This window comes from Nocardia sp. NPDC051929, assembly GCF_044548645.1.
Taxonomy (GTDB): Bacteria; Actinomycetota; Actinomycetes; order Mycobacteriales; family Mycobacteriaceae; genus Nocardia; species Nocardia sichangensis.
This window is the reverse complement of sequence record NZ_JBIUCG010000015.1, coordinates 17,418-37,882: the sequence shown is the minus strand read 5'-3', so window position 1 is coordinate 37,882 and position 20,465 is coordinate 17,418. Positions and strand designations below refer to the sequence as shown.

At 69.2% G+C, this 20,465-nt stretch carries 22 protein-coding genes; 7 read left to right on the top strand and 15 right to left on the bottom strand.

Annotated features, from left to right (window positions below; genetic code table 11):
- Positions 1-5 precede the first annotated feature (5 nt).
- From ACIHAX_RS20970 to ACIHAX_RS20955, 4 genes are all read right to left on the bottom strand, one after another.
- Positions 6-1,208 carry an FAD-dependent oxidoreductase gene (locus tag ACIHAX_RS20970; RefSeq protein ID WP_397279135.1) on the bottom strand — a complete coding sequence of 401 codons (1,203 nt, stop codon included), beginning with the start codon at positions 1,206-1,208 and terminating at the stop codon, positions 6-8.
- A gap of 182 nt (positions 1,209-1,390) precedes the next feature.
- Positions 1,391-2,035 (bottom strand): PadR family transcriptional regulator, encoded by a 645-nt coding sequence (locus tag ACIHAX_RS20965; RefSeq protein ID WP_364430129.1) that lies wholly within the window; start codon positions 2,033-2,035, stop codon positions 1,391-1,393.
- A gap of 63 nt (positions 2,036-2,098) precedes the next feature.
- The gene (locus ACIHAX_RS20960) at positions 2,099-4,132 is read right to left on the bottom strand and encodes a DHA2 family efflux MFS transporter permease subunit (protein ID WP_397279132.1); all 2,034 of its coding nucleotides are present in this window, start codon (positions 4,130-4,132) and stop codon (positions 2,099-2,101) included.
- A gap of 55 nt (positions 4,133-4,187) precedes the next feature.
- Positions 4,188-4,847 carry a TetR/AcrR family transcriptional regulator gene (locus tag ACIHAX_RS20955; RefSeq protein WP_364430135.1) on the bottom strand — a complete coding sequence of 220 codons (660 nt, stop codon included), beginning with the start codon at positions 4,845-4,847 and terminating at the stop codon, positions 4,188-4,190.
- 162 nt (positions 4,848-5,009) lie between these two features.
- Here ACIHAX_RS20955 and ACIHAX_RS20950 point away from each other — a divergent pair, with 162 nt between their 5' ends.
- The 4 genes from ACIHAX_RS20950 to ACIHAX_RS20935 all read left to right on the top strand — a co-directional run bounded on the left by ACIHAX_RS20950 (position 5,010) and on the right by ACIHAX_RS20935 (position 8,669).
- Positions 5,010-6,419 (top strand): lipase family protein, encoded by a 1,410-nt coding sequence (locus ACIHAX_RS20950; RefSeq protein ID WP_397279130.1) that lies wholly within the window; start codon positions 5,010-5,012, stop codon positions 6,417-6,419.
- A 114-nt stretch (positions 6,420-6,533) separates the two neighbouring features.
- Complete coding sequence (locus ACIHAX_RS20945) at positions 6,534-7,409, top strand: oxidoreductase (RefSeq protein ID WP_356966897.1); 876 nt, start codon at positions 6,534-6,536, stop codon at positions 7,407-7,409.
- A gap of 424 nt (positions 7,410-7,833) precedes the next feature.
- Entirely contained in the window at positions 7,834-8,307 is a 474-nt protein-coding gene (locus ACIHAX_RS20940; protein ID WP_397279128.1) for a transcriptional regulator, read from the top strand.
- Positions 8,304-8,669, top strand: a complete 366-nt coding sequence (locus ACIHAX_RS20935; protein ID WP_397077039.1) for a DUF3817 domain-containing protein — start codon at positions 8,304-8,306, stop codon at positions 8,667-8,669. Before ACIHAX_RS20940 ends, ACIHAX_RS20935 begins: the two co-directional genes overlap by 4 nt.
- 4 nt (positions 8,670-8,673) lie before the next feature.
- Here ACIHAX_RS20935 and rdgB read toward each other — a convergent pair whose 3' ends face one another.
- The 10 genes from rdgB to clpS all read right to left on the bottom strand — a co-directional run bounded on the left by rdgB (position 8,674) and on the right by clpS (position 15,933).
- Positions 8,674-9,285, bottom strand: a complete 612-nt coding sequence (rdgB, locus tag ACIHAX_RS20930; RefSeq protein ID WP_355075603.1) for an RdgB/HAM1 family non-canonical purine NTP pyrophosphatase — start codon at positions 9,283-9,285, stop codon at positions 8,674-8,676.
- Positions 9,285-10,055, bottom strand: coding sequence for a ribonuclease PH (gene rph / locus ACIHAX_RS20925; RefSeq protein ID WP_355075601.1), 771 nt, complete (start codon positions 10,053-10,055; stop codon positions 9,285-9,287). Before rph ends, rdgB begins: the two co-directional genes overlap by 1 nt.
- A 384-nt stretch (positions 10,056-10,439) precedes the next feature.
- Positions 10,440-11,204, bottom strand: a complete 765-nt coding sequence (locus tag ACIHAX_RS20920; protein ID WP_397279126.1) for a cyclic nucleotide-degrading phosphodiesterase — start codon at positions 11,202-11,204, stop codon at positions 10,440-10,442.
- A gap of 69 nt (positions 11,205-11,273) precedes the next feature.
- Positions 11,274-11,990 (bottom strand): rhomboid family intramembrane serine protease, encoded by a 717-nt coding sequence (locus tag ACIHAX_RS20915; RefSeq protein ID WP_355075597.1) that lies wholly within the window; start codon positions 11,988-11,990, stop codon positions 11,274-11,276.
- Positions 11,991-12,056: 66 nt separating this feature from the next.
- Entirely contained in the window at positions 12,057-13,019 is a 963-nt protein-coding gene (locus ACIHAX_RS20910; RefSeq protein WP_355075595.1) for a cysteine synthase, read from the bottom strand.
- Positions 13,020-13,027: 8 nt separating this feature from the next.
- Complete coding sequence (locus tag ACIHAX_RS20905; RefSeq protein WP_355075593.1) at positions 13,028-13,300, bottom strand: MoaD/ThiS family protein; 273 nt, start codon at positions 13,298-13,300, stop codon at positions 13,028-13,030.
- A 33-nt stretch (positions 13,301-13,333) separates the two neighbouring features.
- The gene (locus tag ACIHAX_RS20900) at positions 13,334-13,753 is read right to left on the bottom strand and encodes a M67 family metallopeptidase (RefSeq protein WP_355075591.1); all 420 of its coding nucleotides are present in this window, start codon (positions 13,751-13,753) and stop codon (positions 13,334-13,336) included.
- Between the two features lie 111 nt (positions 13,754-13,864).
- Positions 13,865-14,929: a P1 family peptidase gene (locus tag ACIHAX_RS20895; protein WP_397279123.1), complete on the bottom strand. Its 1,065-nt coding sequence runs from the start codon at positions 14,927-14,929 to the stop codon at positions 13,865-13,867.
- A 61-nt stretch (positions 14,930-14,990) separates the two neighbouring features.
- Positions 14,991-15,560: a DUF2017 domain-containing protein gene (locus tag ACIHAX_RS20890; protein ID WP_355075589.1), complete on the bottom strand. Its 570-nt coding sequence runs from the start codon at positions 15,558-15,560 to the stop codon at positions 14,991-14,993.
- Between the two features lie 22 nt (positions 15,561-15,582).
- On the bottom strand, positions 15,583-15,933 hold the full coding sequence (gene clpS, locus ACIHAX_RS20885) for an ATP-dependent Clp protease adapter ClpS (RefSeq protein WP_039796380.1): 351 nt from the start codon (positions 15,931-15,933) through the stop codon (positions 15,583-15,585).
- A gap of 123 nt (positions 15,934-16,056) precedes the next feature.
- On the opposite strand from clpS, the gene ACIHAX_RS20880 reads away from it, so the two are divergent.
- Positions 16,057-17,367 (top strand): nicotinate phosphoribosyltransferase, encoded by a 1,311-nt coding sequence (locus ACIHAX_RS20880; protein WP_364432422.1) that lies wholly within the window; start codon positions 16,057-16,059, stop codon positions 17,365-17,367.
- 2 nt (positions 17,368-17,369) lie between these two features.
- On the opposite strand, the gene ACIHAX_RS20875 is transcribed toward ACIHAX_RS20880, so the two are convergent.
- A complete protein-coding gene (locus ACIHAX_RS20875; RefSeq protein ID WP_355075585.1) occupies positions 17,370-17,561 on the bottom strand; it encodes a hypothetical protein in 192 nt (63 codons plus the stop codon).
- 183 nt (positions 17,562-17,744) lie between these two features.
- On the opposite strand from ACIHAX_RS20875, the gene ACIHAX_RS20870 reads away from it, so the two are divergent.
- Together ACIHAX_RS20870 and ACIHAX_RS20865 are read left to right on the top strand one after the other, a co-directional pair.
- Positions 17,745-18,311 carry an isochorismatase family protein gene (locus ACIHAX_RS20870; protein ID WP_364432426.1) on the top strand — a complete coding sequence of 189 codons (567 nt, stop codon included), beginning with the start codon at positions 17,745-17,747 and terminating at the stop codon, positions 18,309-18,311.
- A gap of 57 nt (positions 18,312-18,368) precedes the next feature.
- Positions 18,369-20,417: an ATP-dependent DNA helicase gene (locus ACIHAX_RS20865; protein ID WP_355075581.1), complete on the top strand. Its 2,049-nt coding sequence runs from the start codon at positions 18,369-18,371 to the stop codon at positions 20,415-20,417.
- Positions 20,418-20,465: the final 48 nt, after the last annotated feature.

Below are 20,465 nucleotides of genomic sequence, written 5' to 3'. Positions count from 1 at the left end.
CCGACTCAGACCGACGCGAGCTCGTGCTCGGCGGGAGCGTTCCAGTCGATCCGGTAGCGCTGCTCCGGTCCCATGGTCTTCTCCGGTTTCATCACGGTCTTGGCCATGACCGGCATGAGCAACTGCATGACCTTGCGTCCCACCGGCCCCGGCGTCTTGCTGTGATTGATCTTCGCCGCGCGCGCCGCGACGCCTTCCACCCGCTCGCGCCGCAAGCGCTCGTACACCGCGAACGCCTCCGGAGCGGGCAGATCACGCAAGCAGCGGGCCAGCTGCACGGCACTCTCGATGGCCAGCGACGCGCCCTGACCGGAACTGTTGGACGGAGCGTGCACCGCATCGCCGACCAGCACCATCCGCCCGCGATACCAGTGCGGCACCGGCGGCATGATGTGCAGCGCGCCGACCACCTCCAACTGCTCCTCGGTGGTGCGCCGAGCGAGCTCGCCGCCAGGGGTGTCGTCGCCGTAGACCTCGCGCAGGATGCGCAACCAGTGCGCGCTCGGCACCGCCCGCGCGGCGGTGAGCGACAGATACTCCTTGTGCGGCAGGTTCGCTCCCCATGCCACCCGCCCGTCCCCGAGCGGCCAGTACAGGTAGTAGGCCCGCTTGCCGAACGCGAAGGTCATGGTGTCCGGGGGGATGTCGGCGTCGCACTCGGTGGTCGCGCCGAAGCCGAGCATGCCGGTGTAGTCGGGGCCGGGCGCCTTCGGGTCGATCAGCGTGCGCACCCGCGAGCGGATGCCGTCCGCGCCGATCAGCACGTCGGCGGTGGCTGTGCTGCCGTCGGCGAACTGGGCGGTGATGCCCGACGCGTCCTCGCGCACATCGACCAGGCGCTTGTCGTACTCGAACGGAACGCCCGCCGCGACCGCGTGCCGGTGCAGTGTTTGGTGCAGCTCGCTGCGATCGACCAGTTGCAGCGGCGGCATATCGGGGATGCCGGGCATCGCCAGCACCTTCGCGCCGACGGACATGTTCATGTTGCGGACCGGAAGCGCGATGGCGCGGACCGGGTCGCCCGCCCCGATGATGTCGAGCGCGGCGACGCCGTTCGGCGCGAGCGCGAGTCCGCTGCCGATGCCATAGGAAGGGCCGGGATAGGCCTCGTAGACGCGGGCGTCGATGCCCGCTTTGCGCAGGGCCGTCGCGACGACGGGGCCGGCGATGCCGCCACCGATCACCAGGGCGGTACGTGTTGTGGACATGGGTGTCTCCAGGATTCGTGCGATATGGGTTTCGGTTCCCGGACCGACACACGCGCCACCCACCCGGTTATCCTGTGGTTGCCAGCCTTGTAGCCGGGTGCGCGTTCGCGGGCGCGGTTCGAGACTGTTCGATCGGGCCCGGCGGCGGTGTTGCCGCACCTTCGCCGGGCCCGGTTTCTCGGCTAGTCCTCGGCCATCCCCCTCTCCACCATTTCGGCGACCTCCGACGGCAGCGCGCCGCGCTCGTGCCACTCGCGCCATTGCGCCAGTCCGGGGAAGGTGCCCTCGGTCAGTTCCGCGCGCAGCGAGCGCGTCCACGCCGCCTCGGCTTCGAGCATCGCCAGTCCGAACTCGGACTCGACGATGAACAGTCGCGGCAACGCGCCCGCGAGTTCGCCGAGTTCACGACGTACGGTCTCGATGGTTCGATCCAGCGCTTCGAGGCGGGTGGCGAGCAGTTCGACCACCTCGGCGGGCGGAAGCACAGCGAGAATCGACAGCCCCGCGACGAACCGGTGCGGTTCCGGTTCCGGAGTCGACAGCAGTTCCCTGGTCCAATCGGCCATCTCGGCGCGACCCTCGTCGGTGATCCGATAGATGACTCGCTCGGGACGGGCGCCCGCCCGTTCACTGCCGACGACCTCGAGGAACCCGACCTTGGCCATGTTCTGCACGACCGTGTAGAGCGAACCCCATTTGATCGCCATGTCGTGGTCCTTGCCCCGGTCACGCAGGGTCTGGGCGATTTCGTAGCGATGCATGGGGCGCTCGACGATCACGGACAGCACCGCGAGCGCCAGCAGGTTGTCGACCTTGCGTTTCTTCATCGCGGCACCTCCTCCTTACTCGTCTACGAATATACGTCTACGAGTAATCGACCGCAAGAGCGGTCAGGCGGGCACCGTTTCCTGCTCGCGCGCGTGGTCCTCCAGCAACTTCGTGGCGATGTTCGTCAGCGCCTGATCCAGCAGTGCGCGATCGGCCGGGTCGGCCTCGTTCCAGTCGTCGAGCCTGGTGTCGAGCCAGCGCCGCCAGGCCGCCTTGATCCGATCCATCTCGGCCGCACCGGAATCGGTGAGCCGCAAGCGTTTACCCTCTCGCGTCAGATAGCCCTCCGCGCCGACCTGGTCGTAGATCGGCTCGATCACCTCCTGGGGCACTCGGTGCGCCCAGGCGATTCCGGCCAGCGTGGCGTCACCGCGCACCCGGTCGCGCAGATACACCTGGCCGAGCGCCCATGCCTCACCGCGTGTGAGGTCGCTGTCCGCGTCGGCGAGGATACGCGCGCCGATCGGATCCTCCGCCCCCGCTCGGTGCATGGTGCCCGCGATGGCTCGTTCCAGTTGCACCAGCCGATCGGGCGAGTCGGGCACCGAGAACCCTTCGCCCACATCGCCCGCTCCCGCCCGCGCGCTGTCACGCAGCGGCACCTCGGGCAGGAACCACGCGACCACGAATCCGGCCAACACGATCGGAACGACCCAGAAGAACACGTAATCGATCGAGTCCGCGTACGCATCGATGATCGGCGCCGACTGTTCGGCGGGCAACGCGCGCAACGCCTGCGGGTCCGCCGCGACCTCGGGTGGCACCACGCGCACCTGAGCCAGCGCGGCGGCGAGGTTGGGGCCGATCTGGTTGCTGTAGAGCGTGCCGAAGATGGCCGTCCCGAAGGCGCTACCGAGCGTGCGGAAGAACGTGACACCGGAGGTCGCGGTACCCAGCTGGGCGTAGGGCACGGTGTTCTGCACGACGATGGTGAGCACCTGCATCGCCAGTCCGATACCCAGGCCGAGGATCAGCATGTACAGCGACTCCAGCAATGTGCCGGTGGTCCGGCCCATCGTCGACATCAAGTACAGGCCGAGCGCCATGACCAACGTGCCCGCGATAGGGAAGTACCGGTAGCGCCCGGTCTTGCCGACCACCTGCCCGGACAGGATCGAGGTGGTGAACAGGCCCACCACCAGCGGCAGTGTGCGAACACCCGACATGGTGGCCGAAACACCGTCGACGTATTGCAGATACGCGGGCAGGTAGGTCATCGAGCCGAGCATGGCGAAGCCGACGATGAAACTGAGGATCGAGCACACCGTGAACACCCGGCTGCGGAACAACCCCATCGGCAGCATCGGTTCCGCTGCGCGCAACTCGACCCCGACGAACGTGACGAGCAGGAAAGCCGCCGCGGCGAACAGGCCGACGATCGTCGGCGAGCCCCACGCGTACTGCTGCCCGCCCCATTCCAGGCCGAGGATCAGGCAGGAGACGCCCAGCGCCACCAAGCCGATGCCGAGGTAATCGATGATCGGCCTGGCCGCCGCGCGCACCCGTGGGATGGTGCGGGCCGCCAACGCGATCATCACCACCGCGACCGGCACGTTGACGTAGAAGCACCAGCGCCAGCTGGCGTGGTCGGTGAACAGGCCGCCCAGCGTCGGACCGATCACCGTGGTCACGCCGAATACCGCACCCAGCGCGCCCTGGTACTTACCCCGCTGCCGCAACGGGATGATGTCGGCGATCAGCGCCATCGACGTGACCATCAGTCCGCCCGCGCCGAAGCCCTGGATCCCGCGAGCGAGGACCAGCACCAGCATGCCGTTCGCCAGGCCTGCGACCATCGAGCCGACGATGAAGATCACCGCACTGATCTGGAACACCAGCTTGCGGCCGAACAGATCGCCGAGCTTTCCGGCGAGGGCGGTCGCCACCGCCTCGGCGAGCAGGTACGAGGTGACCACCCACGCCATGTGCCCCGCCCCGCCGAGGTCGGCGACGATGGTGGGCAGCGCGGTGGACACGATGGTCTGGTCCAGCGCCGCCATGAGCATGCCGAGCACGATGGTGCCGAATACGATGTTGGTCTTGGCCCTGCCCATCGGGGCAACAGGGTCCGCGGCGACAGCAACCGAACCGGCCATCAGCCCAGTATGGGCTTTTGCCGCGTCGATGGATATCCAGCGACACGGCAGCGAATCAGCCGGGTTCGCCCTCCGGCGCTTCCTCCGGCCGCTCGATGAGCGACATCGCGATGGGCACGAGCAGATCGACGAGTTCGGCCACCGACGGACGCGGATCGGCGAGCACCCACTCGTGCGCCAGCCCGTTGATCGCGCCGATCAAGGCGCTCGCCCCCCACCCCGGCGTGCCGCGCACCCGCGAACCGGGAGCAACCACCGGAACCACGTGGGTTTCCAGCACGGAAGCCCACGCGTGCCTGCGTTCGCGGCGGTGGCGCTCCATCCGTTCGCTCACGCCCACCACTTCGATGAAGGCGACCTTGGCGCGGTAGGGATCGGCGCCGATCGACTCGAGATAAGCGGTCACCACGGCGGTCATCGCGGCGCGCAGGTCGAACCGCGGGTCGAGCGCGTCCATCCGCGCGACCACGGCCGCGGCGGCCTCGTCCTGGATCCGGTCGTACGCGGCGACCAGAACGTCCTCCCTGGTCTGGAACTCCTCGTAGAACTGACGCTTGGACAGACCCGCGGCGGCGCATACGTCGGCCAGCGAGCAATCGGCGTAACCGCGCTCGGCGAAGATCCGGGTGGCCGCGTCGAGGAACCGCTGACGCCGCTCGGCTTTCCGCTCCACGACGGCACGCCCGCCGTATTGCCTGCCCACTGTCGCCGTCATATCTCTCACCGTAGCGAAATCCCGGCGACCACGAACTACCCCGCATGCCTTGGCCGCCGCCCGATTCGTACTTGTGATCCGGGTCATGACGCCGCATACTCGGGTCCAGTCTGAAACCGATGGGGCTCACAAATGTGGCTCACAGAACGAAGAGGTTCTCGCGTGGTCATTTCGCGCAAGCACGCACCGAAGCTGCTCGCGGCGCTCGCCGTGGTGGCGGTGGGACTGCCCTTCCTCCCCGCCTCGGCAGCCGCCGAGCCCGCGCCGGACGATCCGATGGTCCAGCCCGCACTGCCGTTCCCCCTTCCGCCGCTGCCGCCGGGCTTCGACCCGGCGTTCTATCGCCCGCCCGCGCAGACCTACACCGACTTGTCCCCCGGCCAGATCATCGCCGCACGCCAGGTGAATCTGGCGAACCTGTCGCTGCTCCCGGTCAACGTGGACGCCTGGCAGTTGTCCTACCGCTCCACCAACTCCCGCGGCGAGGCCATCCCCGCCGTGGCCACGGTGATCAAGCCGCGCGGCTACGTCGCCGACCGGCCGCTGTTCTCCTACCAGATCGCCGAAGACTCGACCGGCAACTACTGCATGCCGTCGTATCAACTCCAGATGGGTTCCATCCCCGCGACCTTGACCGGCTCCACCCTGGTGGCGGCCCAGTTCCTCGAGGTGCAGGCCGCACTGGCCCAAGGCTGGGCCGCGGTAATCCCCGACCACCAGGGGCCCGACTCGGCTTACGCCGCAGGTCCTTTGGCGGGCCGGATCACGCTCGACGGCATTCGCGCCGCGGAGAACTTCGCACCGATGCAACTGTCCGGGACCGGGACCAGGGTCGGGATGATGGGCTACTCCGGCGGCGCGATCGCCACCGGCTGGGCCGCCGAACTGAAGCGCGACTACGCACCCGAACTCAACGTGGTCGGCACCGCGGAGGGCGGCATCCCCGCCGACCTGTCGGCCGCATTGCGGATGGCCAACGGCAATCTCTCCGCCGGGCTGATCTTCGCGGGCGCGCTCGGCGTCTCGCGCGAATATCCCGAGCTGCGGAAATTCCTCGACGAGAACGCGAACGGCCTGGGCAAGCTCATGATCGCGGGCAAGGAACAACTCTGCGCCAGCTACCAGGCCGCGCTGTTCCCGTTCGCCGACAACCTCGGGATGCTGGCGAAGAATCCCTTCACCGACCCCGCTGTCGCCGACGTGCTGCACAAGACGAAGCTCGGCAAGGCCGTGCCGGACATGCCGATGCTGATGTACCAGGCCAATGCCGACTGGCTGATCCCGGTCGGACCGGTCAACGAGCTCGTCGGAACCTATGCCGAGGACCCGGGCGCGCGGGTCGAGTACATCCGCGACCACTTCAGCGAGCACCTGACCCTGGACCCGATCGCGGCACCGCGCGCGCTGCTGTGGCTGAAGGACCGCTTCGCGGGCGCGCCGGTGGCCGGCGGCGTCACCATCACCGATGTCGGCTCGATGACGTTGGACCCCGCCACCTGGCAGGTGTGGAGCGACACGGTGGGTGCCGTACTCGCGGCCGCCTTCGGGCAACCCATCGGCAGCGGCCGCTGAACGACCCGGCCGACAGCTCGTGTCGCGGGCGCGTTCCGCGACACGAGCCATTGCGTCTGAGACGATCGATGCCGATATCCTCCCCGGAAACTTACTCCAGAGTAAGGTTGGCGCATGGCGTGGAAACCAGCTGAGATCCCGGACCAGACGGGACGCACCTTTGTCATCACCGGCGCGAACGGCGGCTTGGGCGCCGTCACCACGAAAGTCCTGGCGTCCAAGGGCGCGACCGTGATCATGGCCTGCCGCAACGCGGTCAAGGCGAAAGAGGTCGCCGCGGGCATCGACGGCGATGTCCGCGTGGCGGAACTGGACCTGGCCGATCTGTCCTCGGTGCGCAAGTTCGCCGACGACAGCGGCGAATTCGACGTCCTGGTCAACAACGCCGGCCTGATGAACATCCCGTTCTCGCGAACCAAAGACGGCTTCGAGACCCAGTGGGGCGTCAATCACCTCGGGCACTTCGCGCTCACCGGCCTCCTGCTGGACCGGATCACCGATCGGGTGGTCACCCTCTCCAGCATCGCGCACAAGCAGACGCCGAAGCTCTGGATCGACGACCTCGACTACGAAAAGCGCCGCTACCAGCGCAATCTCGCCTATGCGCAGGCCAAGCTGTGCAATCTGATGTTCGCCCGTGAACTGCAGCGCAGGCTGCGTGAATCCGGCTCCCGCAAGCGCTCCTACGCGGTGCACCCCGGTGTCTCGGCCACCGACCTCTTCGCGCACACCGAGACCCCGCTCGACCACATCTCCAAGCCGTTCATCCGCCTGATCGGGCACTCGCCCGCCAAGGCCGCGCACTCGACGTTGTTCGCCGCCACCATGCCGGACGCCGATCCCGAGACCTACTGGGGCCCGACCCGGCTCTTCGGCAGCCAGGGCCCGGTGAAACCCTCGTCGTCCACCCGCCTGTCGCAGAACAAGGACCTGTGGCAGCGGCTGTGGGCAGAGTCGGAGCGCAAGACCGGAGTCACCTACTCGTTCTGAGCGGAGCAACACCGGAGCAGTCAGTGGGCAACTGCACGCCGGGGCCCGGTTGTCGATGCGCCCGGAAGGGTCCGCGTCGTGCGCGCGGCCCCTGCGGTCGAACCGGGCCGACTCGTCGAGTTCACCGCAGGCGGAGTCCGGCCGCGCGCTCGGTGGCACGCGCCGGAGCGGACGCCCGATGCGCGTTGCCACATGGCGGCGAGCGGCACCACTCGTGACGACTGCGTGATTTGCAGCGGCCCGCTGCCACATCGGAAGCCACATCCGGCAGCGGGCGCGCGGCCGCTCGTCTCGGCATCCGACACCGCCCCGAGCGCCGGTCCGCTCCGCACCGGTCGTCGCCTCGATGACCGTGGTCACAGCAGGCGCGGGACGGCGCACCTTGTTCTACGGCCCGCGTAGTAGAACGGGTACCGTAGAAGCCGTGTCCGCCTCACCCCGCCGCTCGGCACACAACCGCCCGGCCCTCATCGCGCTGGTGATCGTCGCCGCGCTGGGCTGCCTGGGGCTGGCCTGGTGGCAGTGGGAACGGTACGAGTCCGCGACCGGCACCGCACAGAATCTCGGCTACGCGCTGCAGTGGCCCCTGTTCGCGGGTTTCGCCGTCTTCGCCTACTTCCGGTTCGTGCGGCTGGAACGCGAGGCAGGCGAACCAGAGGAAAAGAACGAGTCCGCCGCGGCTTCGCGGCGCGATGCACCCAAAGCCAGGCGCGCCGCGAAGCCGATCGCGCCGACCGAACTCCCGGCGGGACTGCTGCCCGAGCGCCCGAAGGCCGTCCGGGATGAAGACCCCGTGCTCGCCGAGTACAACCGATACCTCGCCGCGCTGCACGCCGACGACATCGAAGAACAGGTCCGCACGGCAGGCCTGCACACCCGCGAGAGGAGCGCCGGTTGACCACCAGCGAGAATTCCACCGAGACCACCGCTGCCCCGGCCAGGGCCGGGAACGCCGCCAAGATCGGTCCGGCGCTGCTGCGCTATCGGGCGCTGGCCTGGATCACCGGCCTCTGGTTGCTGCTGCTCACCGGTGAGATGATCGCCAAGTACGGCTTCGACGTGGCCACCCCCAGTTGGATCGCGGTCGTGCACGGCTGGGTGTACTTCGTCTACCTGCTGGTCACCGCCGACCTCGCGGTCAAGGTCCGCTGGCCGGTCCTGCGCACCGTCGGCACCCTGCTCGCGGGCACCATCCCGTTGCTGTCGTTCTTCGTCGAACACGTCAACGCCAAGCAGGTCAAGCAGACCTTCGGCGTCTGAGGCGTCAGCCTTCGGCGAGCGCAGCCAGCGCGGGCGTCAACTGGGCCAGCGCCCGCCCGCGATGCGACACCGCGTCCTTCTGGGCGGGCGTCAACTGGGCCGCGGTGACATCGCCGCCTTCCGGGACGAACAGCGGGTCGTAGCCGAAACCGCCGTCGCCCACCGGCTTCCGCCCGATCGAGCCGGGCCATTCGCCGCGCACCACGGTCTCCGCGCCGCCGGGCACCACCAGCGCGCAGGTGGACACGAACCGCCCGCCGCGCCGCTCGTCCGGCACATCCGACAGCTGTGCCAGCAGCAGCGCGTTGTTCGCCGCGTCGTCGCCGTGCTTGCCCGACCAGCGCGCCGACAGCACACCCGGCATGCCGTTCAACGCGTCCACCTCGATACCGGAATCGTCTGCGACGCAAGCCAATCCGGTGGCCACGGCGCCGTCGCGCGCTTTGGCCAGCGCGTTCTCCTCGAACGTCGCGCCGGTCTCGGGCGCCTCGTCGTACGGGGGAACATCGTTCAATCCGACGATCTCGATTCCGGCGATGCCCGCCTCGTCGAGGATGCGGCGCAGTTCGTTCAGTTTCTTGGTGTTGCGGCTGGCCACCAGCAGACGGCGGGTCATCACTTCCTCTTCGACTCGGCGGGCTCGGGAAGCACACCGGGATACGGCAGCGCCAGCGCCTCTTTCTGCACGACGAACAACTGCTCGCAGGACGCGAGCGCGGCATCGAGCAACTTGTCCAGCGTGGAGCGCGGGAAGGTGGCGCCCTCGCCGGTGCCCTGGATCTCCACCAGCGTTCCGGTATCGGTCGCGACCACGTTCATATCGACCTCGGCGCGCGAGTCCTCCTCGTAGGGCAGATCCACCCGCACCCGGCCGTCGACCACGCCGACGCTCACCGCGGCGATCGCACAGGAGATCGGCTGCGGGTCGGCCAGCGCGCCCGCCGCGCCGAGATAGGTCACGGCATCCGCCAGCGCCACGTAGGCGCCGGTGATGGCGGCCGTCCTGGTACCGCCGTCGGCCTGGAGCACATCGCAGTCGATGGCGATGGTGTTCTCCCCGATCGCGGCGAGGTCGATGCAGGCGCGCAGCGAGCGGCCGATCAGACGGCTGATCTCCTGGGTCCGTCCGCCGATCCGGCCCTTCACCGATTCCCGCCCGCTGCGAGTGTGCGTCGCGGCTGGCAACATCGCGTACTCGGCGGTGAGCCAGCCCAACCCGGAGTCACGCCGCCACGGCGGCACCCCCTCGGTGACGCTCGCGGTGCACATCACCCGCGTCTGCCCGAACTCCACCAGCACCGAACCAGCTGGATGCGTGGTGAAACCACGGGTGATCCGGACCTCGCGGAGCTCATCGTCCGCCCTGCCATCGGCTCGTCTCGACACGGCCACAGCCTACTGTGTTCAATTTGCCGCGACTTCGTCGCGGCGTGTTCGCGGCCCCCTTGTGGCTCGCGTTTGCGCGACCGCCGCTTGCTCCTTCGTCGCGTGCGCGGCGGCCGCGCAAACGCGAGCCGGGCCGCGAACGGCGCATGCTCGGTCTCGCTTCGCTCGAAAGACGGGGTTACGGTGCGCTGGGCGCGTCGGTATCGCAACTCGCCACCCGGTGCACGCGGTGTGCAGTGAGCTGGCTCGAAAGACGTGGTCGCGGCGCGCTGGGCACGTCGATATCAAAAGCAGACCGGCGTGCTGCCGCGCGGGGTGCACAAGGCCGGTGACGCGGTTCCGCTCGTGAAGTTCGCGTCATGCCCGGCGTCACCCGGGATTCGGTCAGAGATCGAAGGTTTCGCCCGGAGCCACCGCATGCACGGGGCCGGTGAACTCTGCTTTCGCCTCGGCGATCACGTCCTCGCGGGAGGTCCACGGGGGGATGTGGGTGAGCAGCAGTTCTTTTACGCCTGCCTCGGCGGCGATCCGGCCGGCCTCGGTGCCCGAAAGGTGAATGCCGGGAGGGCGATTCGCCGGGTCGTGGGTCCAGGAGGCTTCCGCCATCAGGATGTCGGCGCCCTGCGCGAGTTCGTGGACCTGCGGGCACAGTGCCGTGTCGCCGGTGTAGACGAAAGTGCGTCCGGCGGCGGTGACGATCCGCAGACCGTAGGACTCCGGGGGGTGGTACATCCGGCGCGCGGTGACGGTGTGACCCGGCCCGAAGGAGATGGACTCGCCTTCGACCCAGCGCCGCATGTCGATCACATCGGACCAGTCGTCGCATTCGCCGCCGACCTCGGCGGAGGCGTTGCCGATGCGCAACGAGGTGTCCGACGGGCCGCGCACGATCGCCTTGCCCTCCGGGGGCGTCGGGTGGTAGCGGCGCCATACCAGCAAACCGGGCAGGTCCAGGCAGTGGTCGGCATGCAGATGGGTCAGGAAGATGTCGACCTCACCGGGATCGGCGTGGCGCTGCAACGCGCCCAGCACTCCCGGACCGAAATCGATCACCGTCGGCCGCATGTCCGGGCCGGTCAGCAGGTAACCCGACGCGGGAGAGTCCGGGCCGGACACACTGCCCGAGCACCCGAGGACGGTAAGGCGCATTCCCCCATGCTGCCACGCGGAATTCTCACTCAAGAAAGGATCCCCCCACATCTCCGGCGGGCCGCCCGGTCACCGCGGCGACGCGCCGATTCCGGCTCGGTCCCCGCGGCGGTTTCGTCGTGCATCTCCAGAGAGTACCCAGCCGGCCAGCAATCCACTCAACGCGCCGAATAGATGCCCCTGCCAAGAGATTCCGGGCTGTCCCGGCAGAACGCCCCACAGCAGCGACCCGTAGAGGGCCAGCACCACGAGACCGAGCACGATCTGCCCGACGTTGCGCGCGAACCAGCCACGGGAGATGAGGAAGGTCAGCCAGCCGAACACCAGCGACGACGCGCCGATATGCGTACTCCCCGTCGCCCCGGTGAGCCAGACGCCGAGCCCGGCCCCCAGCCAGATGATCGCGGTCGCGGCCAGCCCGCGGCCGATGCCCGTCACCAGGACCAGGAAGCCGAGCACCAGCACCGGGAGCGTGTTGCCGATCAGATGTGGCCAGCCGCCGTGCAACAACGGGGCGAACAGGATGCCGGTCAGCCCGTCGGCGCGGCGCGGCTCGATGCCCGCGTGGTCGAGCCGGCCACCGACGGCGGTGTCGACCCCTTCGACGCCGTACAGCACCCCTACGAATCCGGCGATCAGCACGCCGGCCCGCAGCCACAGTTGCTTGATCGCGGCGAAGCCCGCGGTGGCGGGCGCTGTGGGCACACCGGCGGGCTTGCCCAATTGCGCACGAAGCGCAGCCGGCCGATCAGGGTCGAACGACGGCCCGAGTCCCGCGCCGGTCATGGCCACCTCCTCGCCGTGGCGGGGACGTGGCCCCCGCCTCACCGAGGGTACCGGCGCGGCCGGGAATCAGGCCCAGAGCTGGCCGTCGAGCCGCTCTTCCGCCTCTTCGAGCGTGCCGTCGTATGCCCCGGTCGACAGGTATTTCCATCCGCCGTCGGCGACCACGAACGCGATGTCTGCGCGCGTGCCCGCCTTGACCGCCTTGCGGGCGACGCCGAGCGCGGCGTGCAGGATGGCGCCGGTGGAGATCCCGGCGAAGATGCCCTCTTCCAGCACCAGTTCACGGGTGCGTTTCACCGCGTCGTACGGGCCGACCGAAAAACGGGTGGTCAGCACGCTCTCGTCGTACAACTCGGGGATGAATCCCTCGTCGATGTTGCGCAGGCCGTAGACCAGTTCGCCGTAACGCGGTTCGGCGGCCACGATCTCGATGCCGGGCACCTTCTCCCGCAGGAAGCGGCCGGTCCCCATCAGCGTGCCCGTGGTGCCGAGACCCGCGACGAAATGGGTGATCTCGGGCAGGTCGGCCAGAATTTCCGGGCCGGTCGTCTCGTAGTGCGCCGCCGTGTTCGCCGGATTGCCGTACTGGTAGAGCATCACCCAATCGGGGTTCTCCGCGGCGATCTTCTTCGCCAGCGCGACGGCCTGATTGGAGCCGCCCGCGGCCGGGGAATCGATGATCCTGGCCCCGAACATGGTGAGCAACTGCCGCCGCTCCACCGAGGTGTTCTCGGGCATCACGCAGACCAGCTGGTATCCCTTGAGCTTCGCCGCCATGGCCAGCGAGATGCCCGTGTTGCCGCTGGTGGGTTCGAGAATCGTGCAACCGGGCCGCAGCAGCCCGTCGGCCTCGGCCTGCTCGATCATCCGCAGGGCGGGCCGGTCCTTGATCGAGCCGGTGGGGTTGCGATCCTCCAGCTTGGCCCACAGCCGCACGTGATCGTCACCGTCCCATCGCGGGGACAGGGTGCGCAGCCCGACCAGCGGGGTATTGCCGAGAGTCGCGATCAGCGATTCGTAACGCGCCACGGGACGGGTCAGCCTCCGGCCACGGCGGGCAGGATCGTGACGCTGGCGTCCTCGGGCACTTCGGCGGCCAGCCCGCCCGCGAAGCGCACGTCTTCGTCGTCGACGTAGATATTGACGTAGCGGTTCAGCTTGCCGTCTTTCAGCAGGCGCTCGGCGAGCCCGGGGTGGTTGGCCTCCAGGTCGTCGATCAGCGCCGACAGCGTGGCGCCCTCGGCCTGCACGCGCTTCTCACCTCCGGTGAGGCCGCGCATGATGGTCGGAATGGAGACGGTTACCGGCATGGGTACTCCTCGGTTTCGCGAACAGGCATCGGTCTAGTTCTCGTACGCGTCGACGATCCGCACCGGTTCCTCGGTGACCTCGCCGTCGACGATCCGGTAGCTGCGCAGCTCGTGCCGCTCGGGATCGCGGGTTGAGATCAGCACGTAGTGCGCGAACGGCTCGGAGGCGTACGACACGTCGGTCCGGCTCGGATAGGCCTCGGTGGCGGTGTGCGAGTGGTAGATGACGACCGGCGCCTCGTCGGCGTCGTCCATCGCGCGCCACACCTTCAACTGCTCGCCGGAGTCGAAGCGGTAGAACGTGGGCGAACGCTCGGCGTTGACCATGGCGATGAAGCGCTCCGGACGATCCGAACCCTCCGGCCCCGCGATGACACCGCAGGCCTCATCGGGGTGATCGGCGCGCGCGTGCGCCACCATCGCCTCCACGAGGTCGGCCCTGATCACCAGCACGAGTCGCACACCTTTCCACAACGCCGACCCATCGCAGTCGACAACGAGCCAGGATATTCGGCTATTCCCCCGGCGACGTCGCCCGGTCCCCCGGTTCCCGGCATCGCCTGTTCAAACACCGAACAGGTCGTTGTAGGCCGGGATGCCCGCCACTGGGTGCGCCGAGCGGATCGCGTCGACGATGGCGCGTTCGACGCAGACGGCGGCGGCGGTGCAGATCTGGTCCAGGACAAGCAGATCGGCGGGGAAGGCGGGCGGCAACGGCAAGTCGCCGCCCTCCTCCGCCGTTCCGGTGGCGAGCGCGAAGAGGGTGTCCCCGTCCAGGGGCGAGTGCGCGGGACGGATCGCCCTGGCCAGCCCGTCGTGCGCGGTGGCCGCGACGCGCTTGCATCCGGCCGGGTCGAGCGGAGCGTCCGTGGCCACGACGCCGATCGTGGTGTTGAGCACGGTGCCCTTCACCGGCAGCGCGTTCGCCGCCGCCAGTTGCTCCGGGGTCGCCTGCCGCAGACCGAAGAAGGCGGGCCCATCGGTGCCGCACCCCCACGGCAACCCCGTGCGGGGATCGAACACCGAGCCGACCGGATTCGCCACGACCAGCGCCGCGACGGTGATTCCCGCGGCCACGCCATCACCCAGCACGATGCTCGCCGTGCCGATCCCGCCTTTGATCGAACCGGCGCGCGCGCCGACGCCCGCACCGACCGAACCGCGAGCGAAGTCGACGTCCGCCGCCGCGGCGGCCCGGTAGCCGAACTCGGCGGTCGGACGGATGTCCCACGCGCCGACCGGAAGATCGAAGATCACCGCGCCGGGGACGATGGGCACCACCCGGCTCGGGTCCGCCGGGTCCATCACGATGCCCGCGCCGTTCTCCTCCAGCCACCGCATCACGCCGTCGGCCGCGGCGAGCCCGAAGGCGCTGCCGCCGGTGAGCAGGATCGCGTCGATCTGCCGGACGGTGTTCATCGGATCGAGCAGATCGGTCTCACGGGTACCAGGCCCGCCGCCGCGCACGTCGACCGCCGCCACCGCGCCGCCCGGCACGCGCACCACCGTGCATCCCGTCGCCGATCCGGAACCGAGCGTGGCGTCCGGATCGAGGACGTGATGATGACCGACCAGTACTCCGGGCACATCGGTGAGCGAGTTGCGTTCACCCGGTTCGGCATTCACCATCGGTACTCCTCACGGCGCGGGACTGCTGGTCTGTTCGCGCCGATCATCGCAGCGCGGCCGGTCAGGGAGCCAGCGCCTGGAGCAGCGAGTCCTGCATCCAGGTCAGCCAGTGGTACACGTCCAGGTGCGGGGCGCGCGGATCGTCGGGATCGAGATGGTCGGGCGTGTCGGCATCGATGTTCAGCACCGTGCCCAGCGCCAGCCGCACGTCGGTGAGCGCGGTCAACCACGCGTCGGCCTGCTCGGGGGTGATGACGATCTTGCCGCCCGCGCTCGGCACGGTGTCCAGCACGACCGAGCCCGCCGCCAGCTTGGCGTCGATGATGTCGGGCTCGTGCAGACCGCGCAGCGCGCTGTTGAGGTCGGCGCGTTCGGCGTCCGGCGAGCCGGGCTCGTTGCGGTGGAAGTCCGGCAGCAGTCTGCGCAGCCGCGGATCCTCCGGCGGGACGGTGTTGCCGGATCGCAGTCCGGTGAGGGCGGCCAAGTCGTCGTCGGGCGCCGAACCGGCGCGCTCGGTGAGCAGTCCGGAGACCGCACCGACCAGGGACCGAAGCACGTTGGCCTCACGTGCGTCCATTTCGGATCGCAGTTTGAGACCGCTCAGCGAGTTCTTCCTGCTCCACTTGCGCACGGCGTCAGGGTAGTCGCGGTGGTCAGTCGTCCCGCTGCATGGTGGCCCAAAGTCCGGCGGCGTGCAGCCGCTGGACATCGTGTTCCATCTTGTCGCGGGAACCGGACGAGACCACCGCCTTGCCCTCGTTGTGGACCTTGAGCATCAGCTCGGTCGCCTTCGCTTTGCTGTAGCCGAAAAGCTTCTGGAAGATATACGTGACGTAGTGCATGAGATTGACCGGATCGTCCCAGACCACGGTCACCCACGGGCGGTCCTCCGCCTCCAGGATCTCGGTGTACTCCACCGCTTCGGGTGTCGCCTGTGCCGCCGACAATGTCGCGTTCGCGGCGTCCACAACGACGTCACCCCGGACTGTGTTGCACAAGGCCATAGGGTCAAGGGTACGACTCGACACCGGATAAACAACACCCACGCAGCCCCGATTCGGGTTTTCGCCGGTTCACCGGGCCGATGCCGGACGGCGTGAGCCGACCGTTCTGTCTACAGTGACAGCGTGGACCTGCGTGACGGCGTGACCAGCACGGCACTGCTGACCGACCAGTACGAACTGACCATGCTCGCCGCGGCGCTCGCCGATGGTTCGGCGCATCGGCAGTGCACCTTCGAGGTGTTCGCTAGACGTTTGCCAAACGGTCGCCGCTACGGCGTGGTCGGGGGTACCGGCCGGGTGCTCGACGCGCTGCGGCAGTTCCGGTTCGGCGATGCGGAACTGTCCGTCGCCGCCTCGTTCTCGGATCGGCGGACGTTGGACTGGCTGCGTGACTACCGGTTCACCGGCGACATCGACGGCTACCCAGAGGGCGAGCTGTACTTCCCGGGCTCCCCGATCCTCTCGGTGCGCGGCAGCTTCGCCGAATGCGTCGTGCTGGAGACGCTGGTCCTCTCGATTCTCAATCACGACAGCGCGATCGCGGCCGCCGCGGCACGGATGGTCAGCGCCGCGGGCGGCCGCCGGATGATCGAGATGGGCTCCCGGCGCACCCACGAGCTGGCCGCGGCGGACTGCGCGCGCGCCGCGTATCTCGCCGGTTTCGACGCCACCTCGAACTTGGAGGCGGTACGCCGCTACGGGATCCCGGGGGCGGGCACCAGCGCGCACGCGTTCGTCCTGCTGCACAGCGGCCCCGACGGGGCGCACGAGGCCGAAGCGTTCCGCAGCCAGGTGCAGACGCTGGGAGTCGGGACGACGCTGCTGGTGGACACCTTCGACATCACCAGGGGCGTCGCGACGGCCATCGAGGTCGCGGGAACAGAGCTGGGCGGCGTGCGGATCGACTCCGGCGATCTCGGTGTCCTGGCCAGGCAGGTGCGCGACCAGCTCGACGCGCTCGGGGCCACCAAGACCCGCATCGTGGTCTCCGGCGATCTCGACGAGTACGCCATCGCCGCGCTGCGCGCCGAACCGGTCGACGTCTACGGTGTCGGAACGGCCCTGGTCACCGGCTCCGGCGCGCCGACGGCCGGGATGGTCTACAAGCTGGTCGAAGTCGAAGGGGTGCCGGTCGCCAAACGCAGCAGCCACAAGCAGTCTCGTGGCGGTACGAAGAAGGCGCTCCGCTTGGCCCGCGACACCGGCACGATCGTCGAGGAGATCGTCTATCCGGCGGCGGGGCCGATGCCGCCCCGCAACGGCTTCCGATCCCATGAGCTGCTGGTCCCCTTGATCCGGGAGGGCAAGCAGGTCGATGACCTGCCCACCCTCGCCGAGAGCCGCGACCTGGTCGCGCGCGGACTGATCAGCCTGCCGTGGGAGGGCCTCAAGCTGTCGGCGGGTGAACCCGCCGTGGTGACCACCTTCGTCTGAGGTCAGCGCCTGCGCTCGTCGACGCGGGTCACCAGCCGCAGCCCGGCGGCGAAGAGCAGCGCGAACACCACTCCGGTGATCCCGAACCACACCCATGCCGACGGCTCCGCGGGGCGGGAGCCGAGCAGGAAGAAGACCGCCAGGAACACGGTGGTGGCGACGATTACGCTGCGGAACAGTTTGGCAGGGCTCATGAGGGTCTCCGTGCTGGAAGGCGGCGCATCCGGCCGCCGACGAAAGGGGCATCCGGTAATCACCGTGGGCGCAGGCCGCGTTTACATCGCGCGCATGTGAATTTCCCGCGAGTCGGCTGAACGAGCGTCCGACCGAGCGGCAGAATCTGAAACAGTTGTTCAGCCACATCGCGGGAGGTCGCCATGACCCGGGCACTGATCATCGTCGACGTCCAGAACGATTTCTGCGAGGGCGGTTCGCTCGCGGTCGCGGGCGGCGCCGCCGTGGCGGCCCGGATCAGTGAGCACCTCGCGGCGGCGAACTACGGCGCGATCGTGGCCACCCGCGATCATCACATCGATCCCGGTGCGCATTTCTCCGACGCGCCCGACTACATCGACAGCTGGCCGCCGCACTGCCGGGTCGGCACGCCGGGCGCCGACTTCCACCCCGCCCTGACCACCGAACCCATCGATGCGGTCTTCTCCAAGGGCGCGTACTCGGCGGCCTACTCCGGGTTCGAGGGCACGACCGAGGACGGCACCGGGCTGGCCGACTGGCTGCACGACCGCGGCGTCGACGCCGTCGACGTGGTGGGCATCGCGACCGATCACTGCGTGCGCGCCACCGCGCTGGACGCGCGCATCGAGGGTTTCGACACCCGCGTCCTGCTCGATCTCACCGCGGGAGTCGCACCCGAAACGGTCGCCCTCGCGCTGGACCGCATGCGCGGGGCCGGCGTCGACCTGGAAGGCGGCATCACCCGATAGACCGTCCGGTCTCCGCGACCGCCCTGCCCTGTCGGAGGCGCCGAGTAGGCTGCTGGCGTGCCCGAACTGCCCCCCGTATCCGATCTTCTGGCTACCGCCGTACACGCGCTGGGCGGCAAGGAGCGCGCCGGGCAGGTGACGATGGCCGCGGCGGTGGACCACGCGATCGATACCAAGGAGCATCTCGCCGTGCAGGCGGGCACGGGCACCGGCAAGTCGCTGGCGTATCTGGTGCCGAGCCTGCGCCACGCCGTGCGCACCGGCCGCACGGTGGTGGTCTCCACGGCCACGATCGCGCTGCAACGTCAGCTGGTCGACCGTGACCTTCCGCGCTTGGCCGAGGCGCTCAGCGGCCCGTTGGGACGCACGCCGAAGTTCGCCATCCTCAAGGGCCGCAACAACTATCTGTGCTTGAACAAGATCAACAGCGCCGTACCGGACGAGCCCGCCGAAGCGGAGTTGTTCGACGCGTTCGCGATCTCGCGCCTCGGTCGCGAAGTGCAACGGCTCAACGAATGGGCCTCCGACACCGACACCGGCGACCGCGACGAACTCGCTCCCGGCGTGAGCGATCGGGCCTGGCGGCAGGTGAGCGTGTCATCGCGGGAATGCCTGGGCAAGTCGCGTTGCTCCTTCGGCCAGGATTGCTTCGCCGAACGCGCCAGAACCGAGTCGGCGCAGGCCGACGTGGTGGTGACCAACCACGCGCTGCTGGCCATCGACGCGATCAGCGGCATCCAGGTGCTCCCCGAACACGACGTCGTGGTCATCGATGAGGCGCATGAGCTGGTCGACCGGGTCACCGGTGTGGCCACCGCCGAACTGACCTCCGCCGCGATCAGCGCGGCAGCCCGGCGTTGCGCCAAGCTCATCGACGAGCAGGAGGTCGACCGCCTGGAGGGCGCCGCAGAGGCCTGGCACACCGTGCTGGACGAGCTGCCCGCCGCCCGGTGGGACACCCTGCCCGACGGCGTGGCCCCGGTACTGGCCCTGGTCCGCGACGGCGCGTGGAACGCGCGCACCGCGCTCGCGCCCCCTGGCAGCACCACAGCGCAGGGCGACCCGGAGAGTTCCGCCGCCCGCACCATGGCCTTGGCCGCGCTCGACGAGGTGCACGACAGCGCGGTCCGCGCGCTGACGGCGTTCGACGAGCCCGATCCCGCCGCCCGCCGCGACGTCATCTGGCTGGCCGCCGACGAGATCCGGGGCGTCGTGCGCCGGTCGCTGCGGATGGCGCCGCTGTCGGTGGGCGGGCTGCTGCGCAGCAGGCTCTTCGGCGCCGCGACCGTCGTGCTCACCTCCGCCACGTTGCAGATCGGCGGCTCGTTCGACGGCCTCGCGGTCACCTGGGGCCTGCCCGCGCAGTCGGGCAATCGCACCGACCCGGCCACCGCGAACGGGGCGCAGGCGCCGTCGGACGCCGACAGCGTGCGCTGGAGTTCGCTCGATGTCGGGTCACCGTTCGACCATGCCAAGTCCGGCATCCTCTACGTCGCCAAACACCTGCCCGCGCCGGGCCGCGACGGGCTCGCACCTGCCTACCTGGACGAGATCGAGCGACTGATCACGGCCGCGGGCGGACGCACCCTCGGCTTGTTCTCCTCGATGCGCGCCGCCCGCGCGGCCACCGACGCACTCCGCGAACGGTTGCACACACCGGTGCTGTGCCAGGGCGAGGACGCGACAGGCGCGTTGGTCCGCAAGTTCGCCGACGACCCGGAGACCTCCCTGTTCGGCACGCTGTCGCTGTGGCAGGGCGTCGACGTGCCTGGACCGTCGCTGAGTCTGGTGATCCTCGACCGCATCCCTTTTCCCCGCCCGGACGATCCGCTGCTGGCGGCTAGGCAACGCGCCGTGGAGATGCGTGGCGGCAACGGCTTCATGACCGTGGCCGCCAACCACGCGGCTCTGCTGCTCGCGCAGGGCACCGGCCGCCTGCTGCGCAGCGTCGACGATCGCGGTGTGGTGGCCATCCTGGATTCCCGCCTCGCGACCGCTCGCTATGGCGGATACCTGCGCGCGTCGCTACCGCCGTACTGGGAGACGGCCGACCCTGAGGTCGTGGTCAAAGCACTGAGCAGGCTGGCCGCCGCGGCGAAGGTGTGACAACGGCGCACGGCCACCACGCCACCTCGAACAGCGTGGCCGGCAACG

Coding starts and splice junctions, on each gene's coding strand:
- ACIHAX_RS20875 (WP_355075585.1), bottom strand. CDS start 17,561: ATGAGCCCTGCCAAACTGTTCCGCAGCGTAATCGTCGCCACCACCGTG.
- clpS (WP_039796380.1), bottom strand. CDS start 15,933: ATGGCCTTGTGCAACACAGTCCGGGGTGACGTCGTTGTGGACGCCGCG.
- ACIHAX_RS20955 (WP_364430135.1), bottom strand. CDS start 4,847: ATGACGGCGACAGTGGGCAGGCAATACGGCGGGCGTGCCGTCGTGGAG.
- ACIHAX_RS20915 (WP_355075597.1), bottom strand. CDS start 11,990: ATGACCGGCGCGGGACTCGGGCCGTCGTTCGACCCTGATCGGCCGGCT.
- ACIHAX_RS20945 (WP_356966897.1), top strand. CDS start 6,534: ATGGCGTGGAAACCAGCTGAGATCCCGGACCAGACGGGACGCACCTTT.
- ACIHAX_RS20895 (WP_397279123.1), bottom strand. CDS start 14,929: ATGGTGAATGCCGAACCGGGTGAACGCAACTCGCTCACCGATGTGCCC.
- ACIHAX_RS20920 (WP_397279126.1), bottom strand. CDS start 11,204: ATGCGCCTTACCGTCCTCGGGTGCTCGGGCAGTGTGTCCGGCCCGGAC.
- ACIHAX_RS20870 (WP_364432426.1), top strand. CDS start 17,745: ATGACCCGGGCACTGATCATCGTCGACGTCCAGAACGATTTCTGCGAG.
- ACIHAX_RS20960 (WP_397279132.1), bottom strand. CDS start 4,132: ATGGCCGGTTCGGTTGCTGTCGCCGCGGACCCTGTTGCCCCGATGGGC.
- ACIHAX_RS20965 (WP_364430129.1), bottom strand. CDS start 2,035: ATGAAGAAACGCAAGGTCGACAACCTGCTGGCGCTCGCGGTGCTGTCC.
- rdgB (WP_355075603.1), bottom strand. CDS start 9,285: ATGACCCGCCGTCTGCTGGTGGCCAGCCGCAACACCAAGAAACTGAAC.
- ACIHAX_RS20970 (WP_397279135.1), bottom strand. CDS start 1,208: ATGTCCACAACACGTACCGCCCTGGTGATCGGTGGCGGCATCGCCGGC.
- ACIHAX_RS20905 (WP_355075593.1), bottom strand. CDS start 13,300: ATGCCGGTAACCGTCTCCATTCCGACCATCATGCGCGGCCTCACCGGA.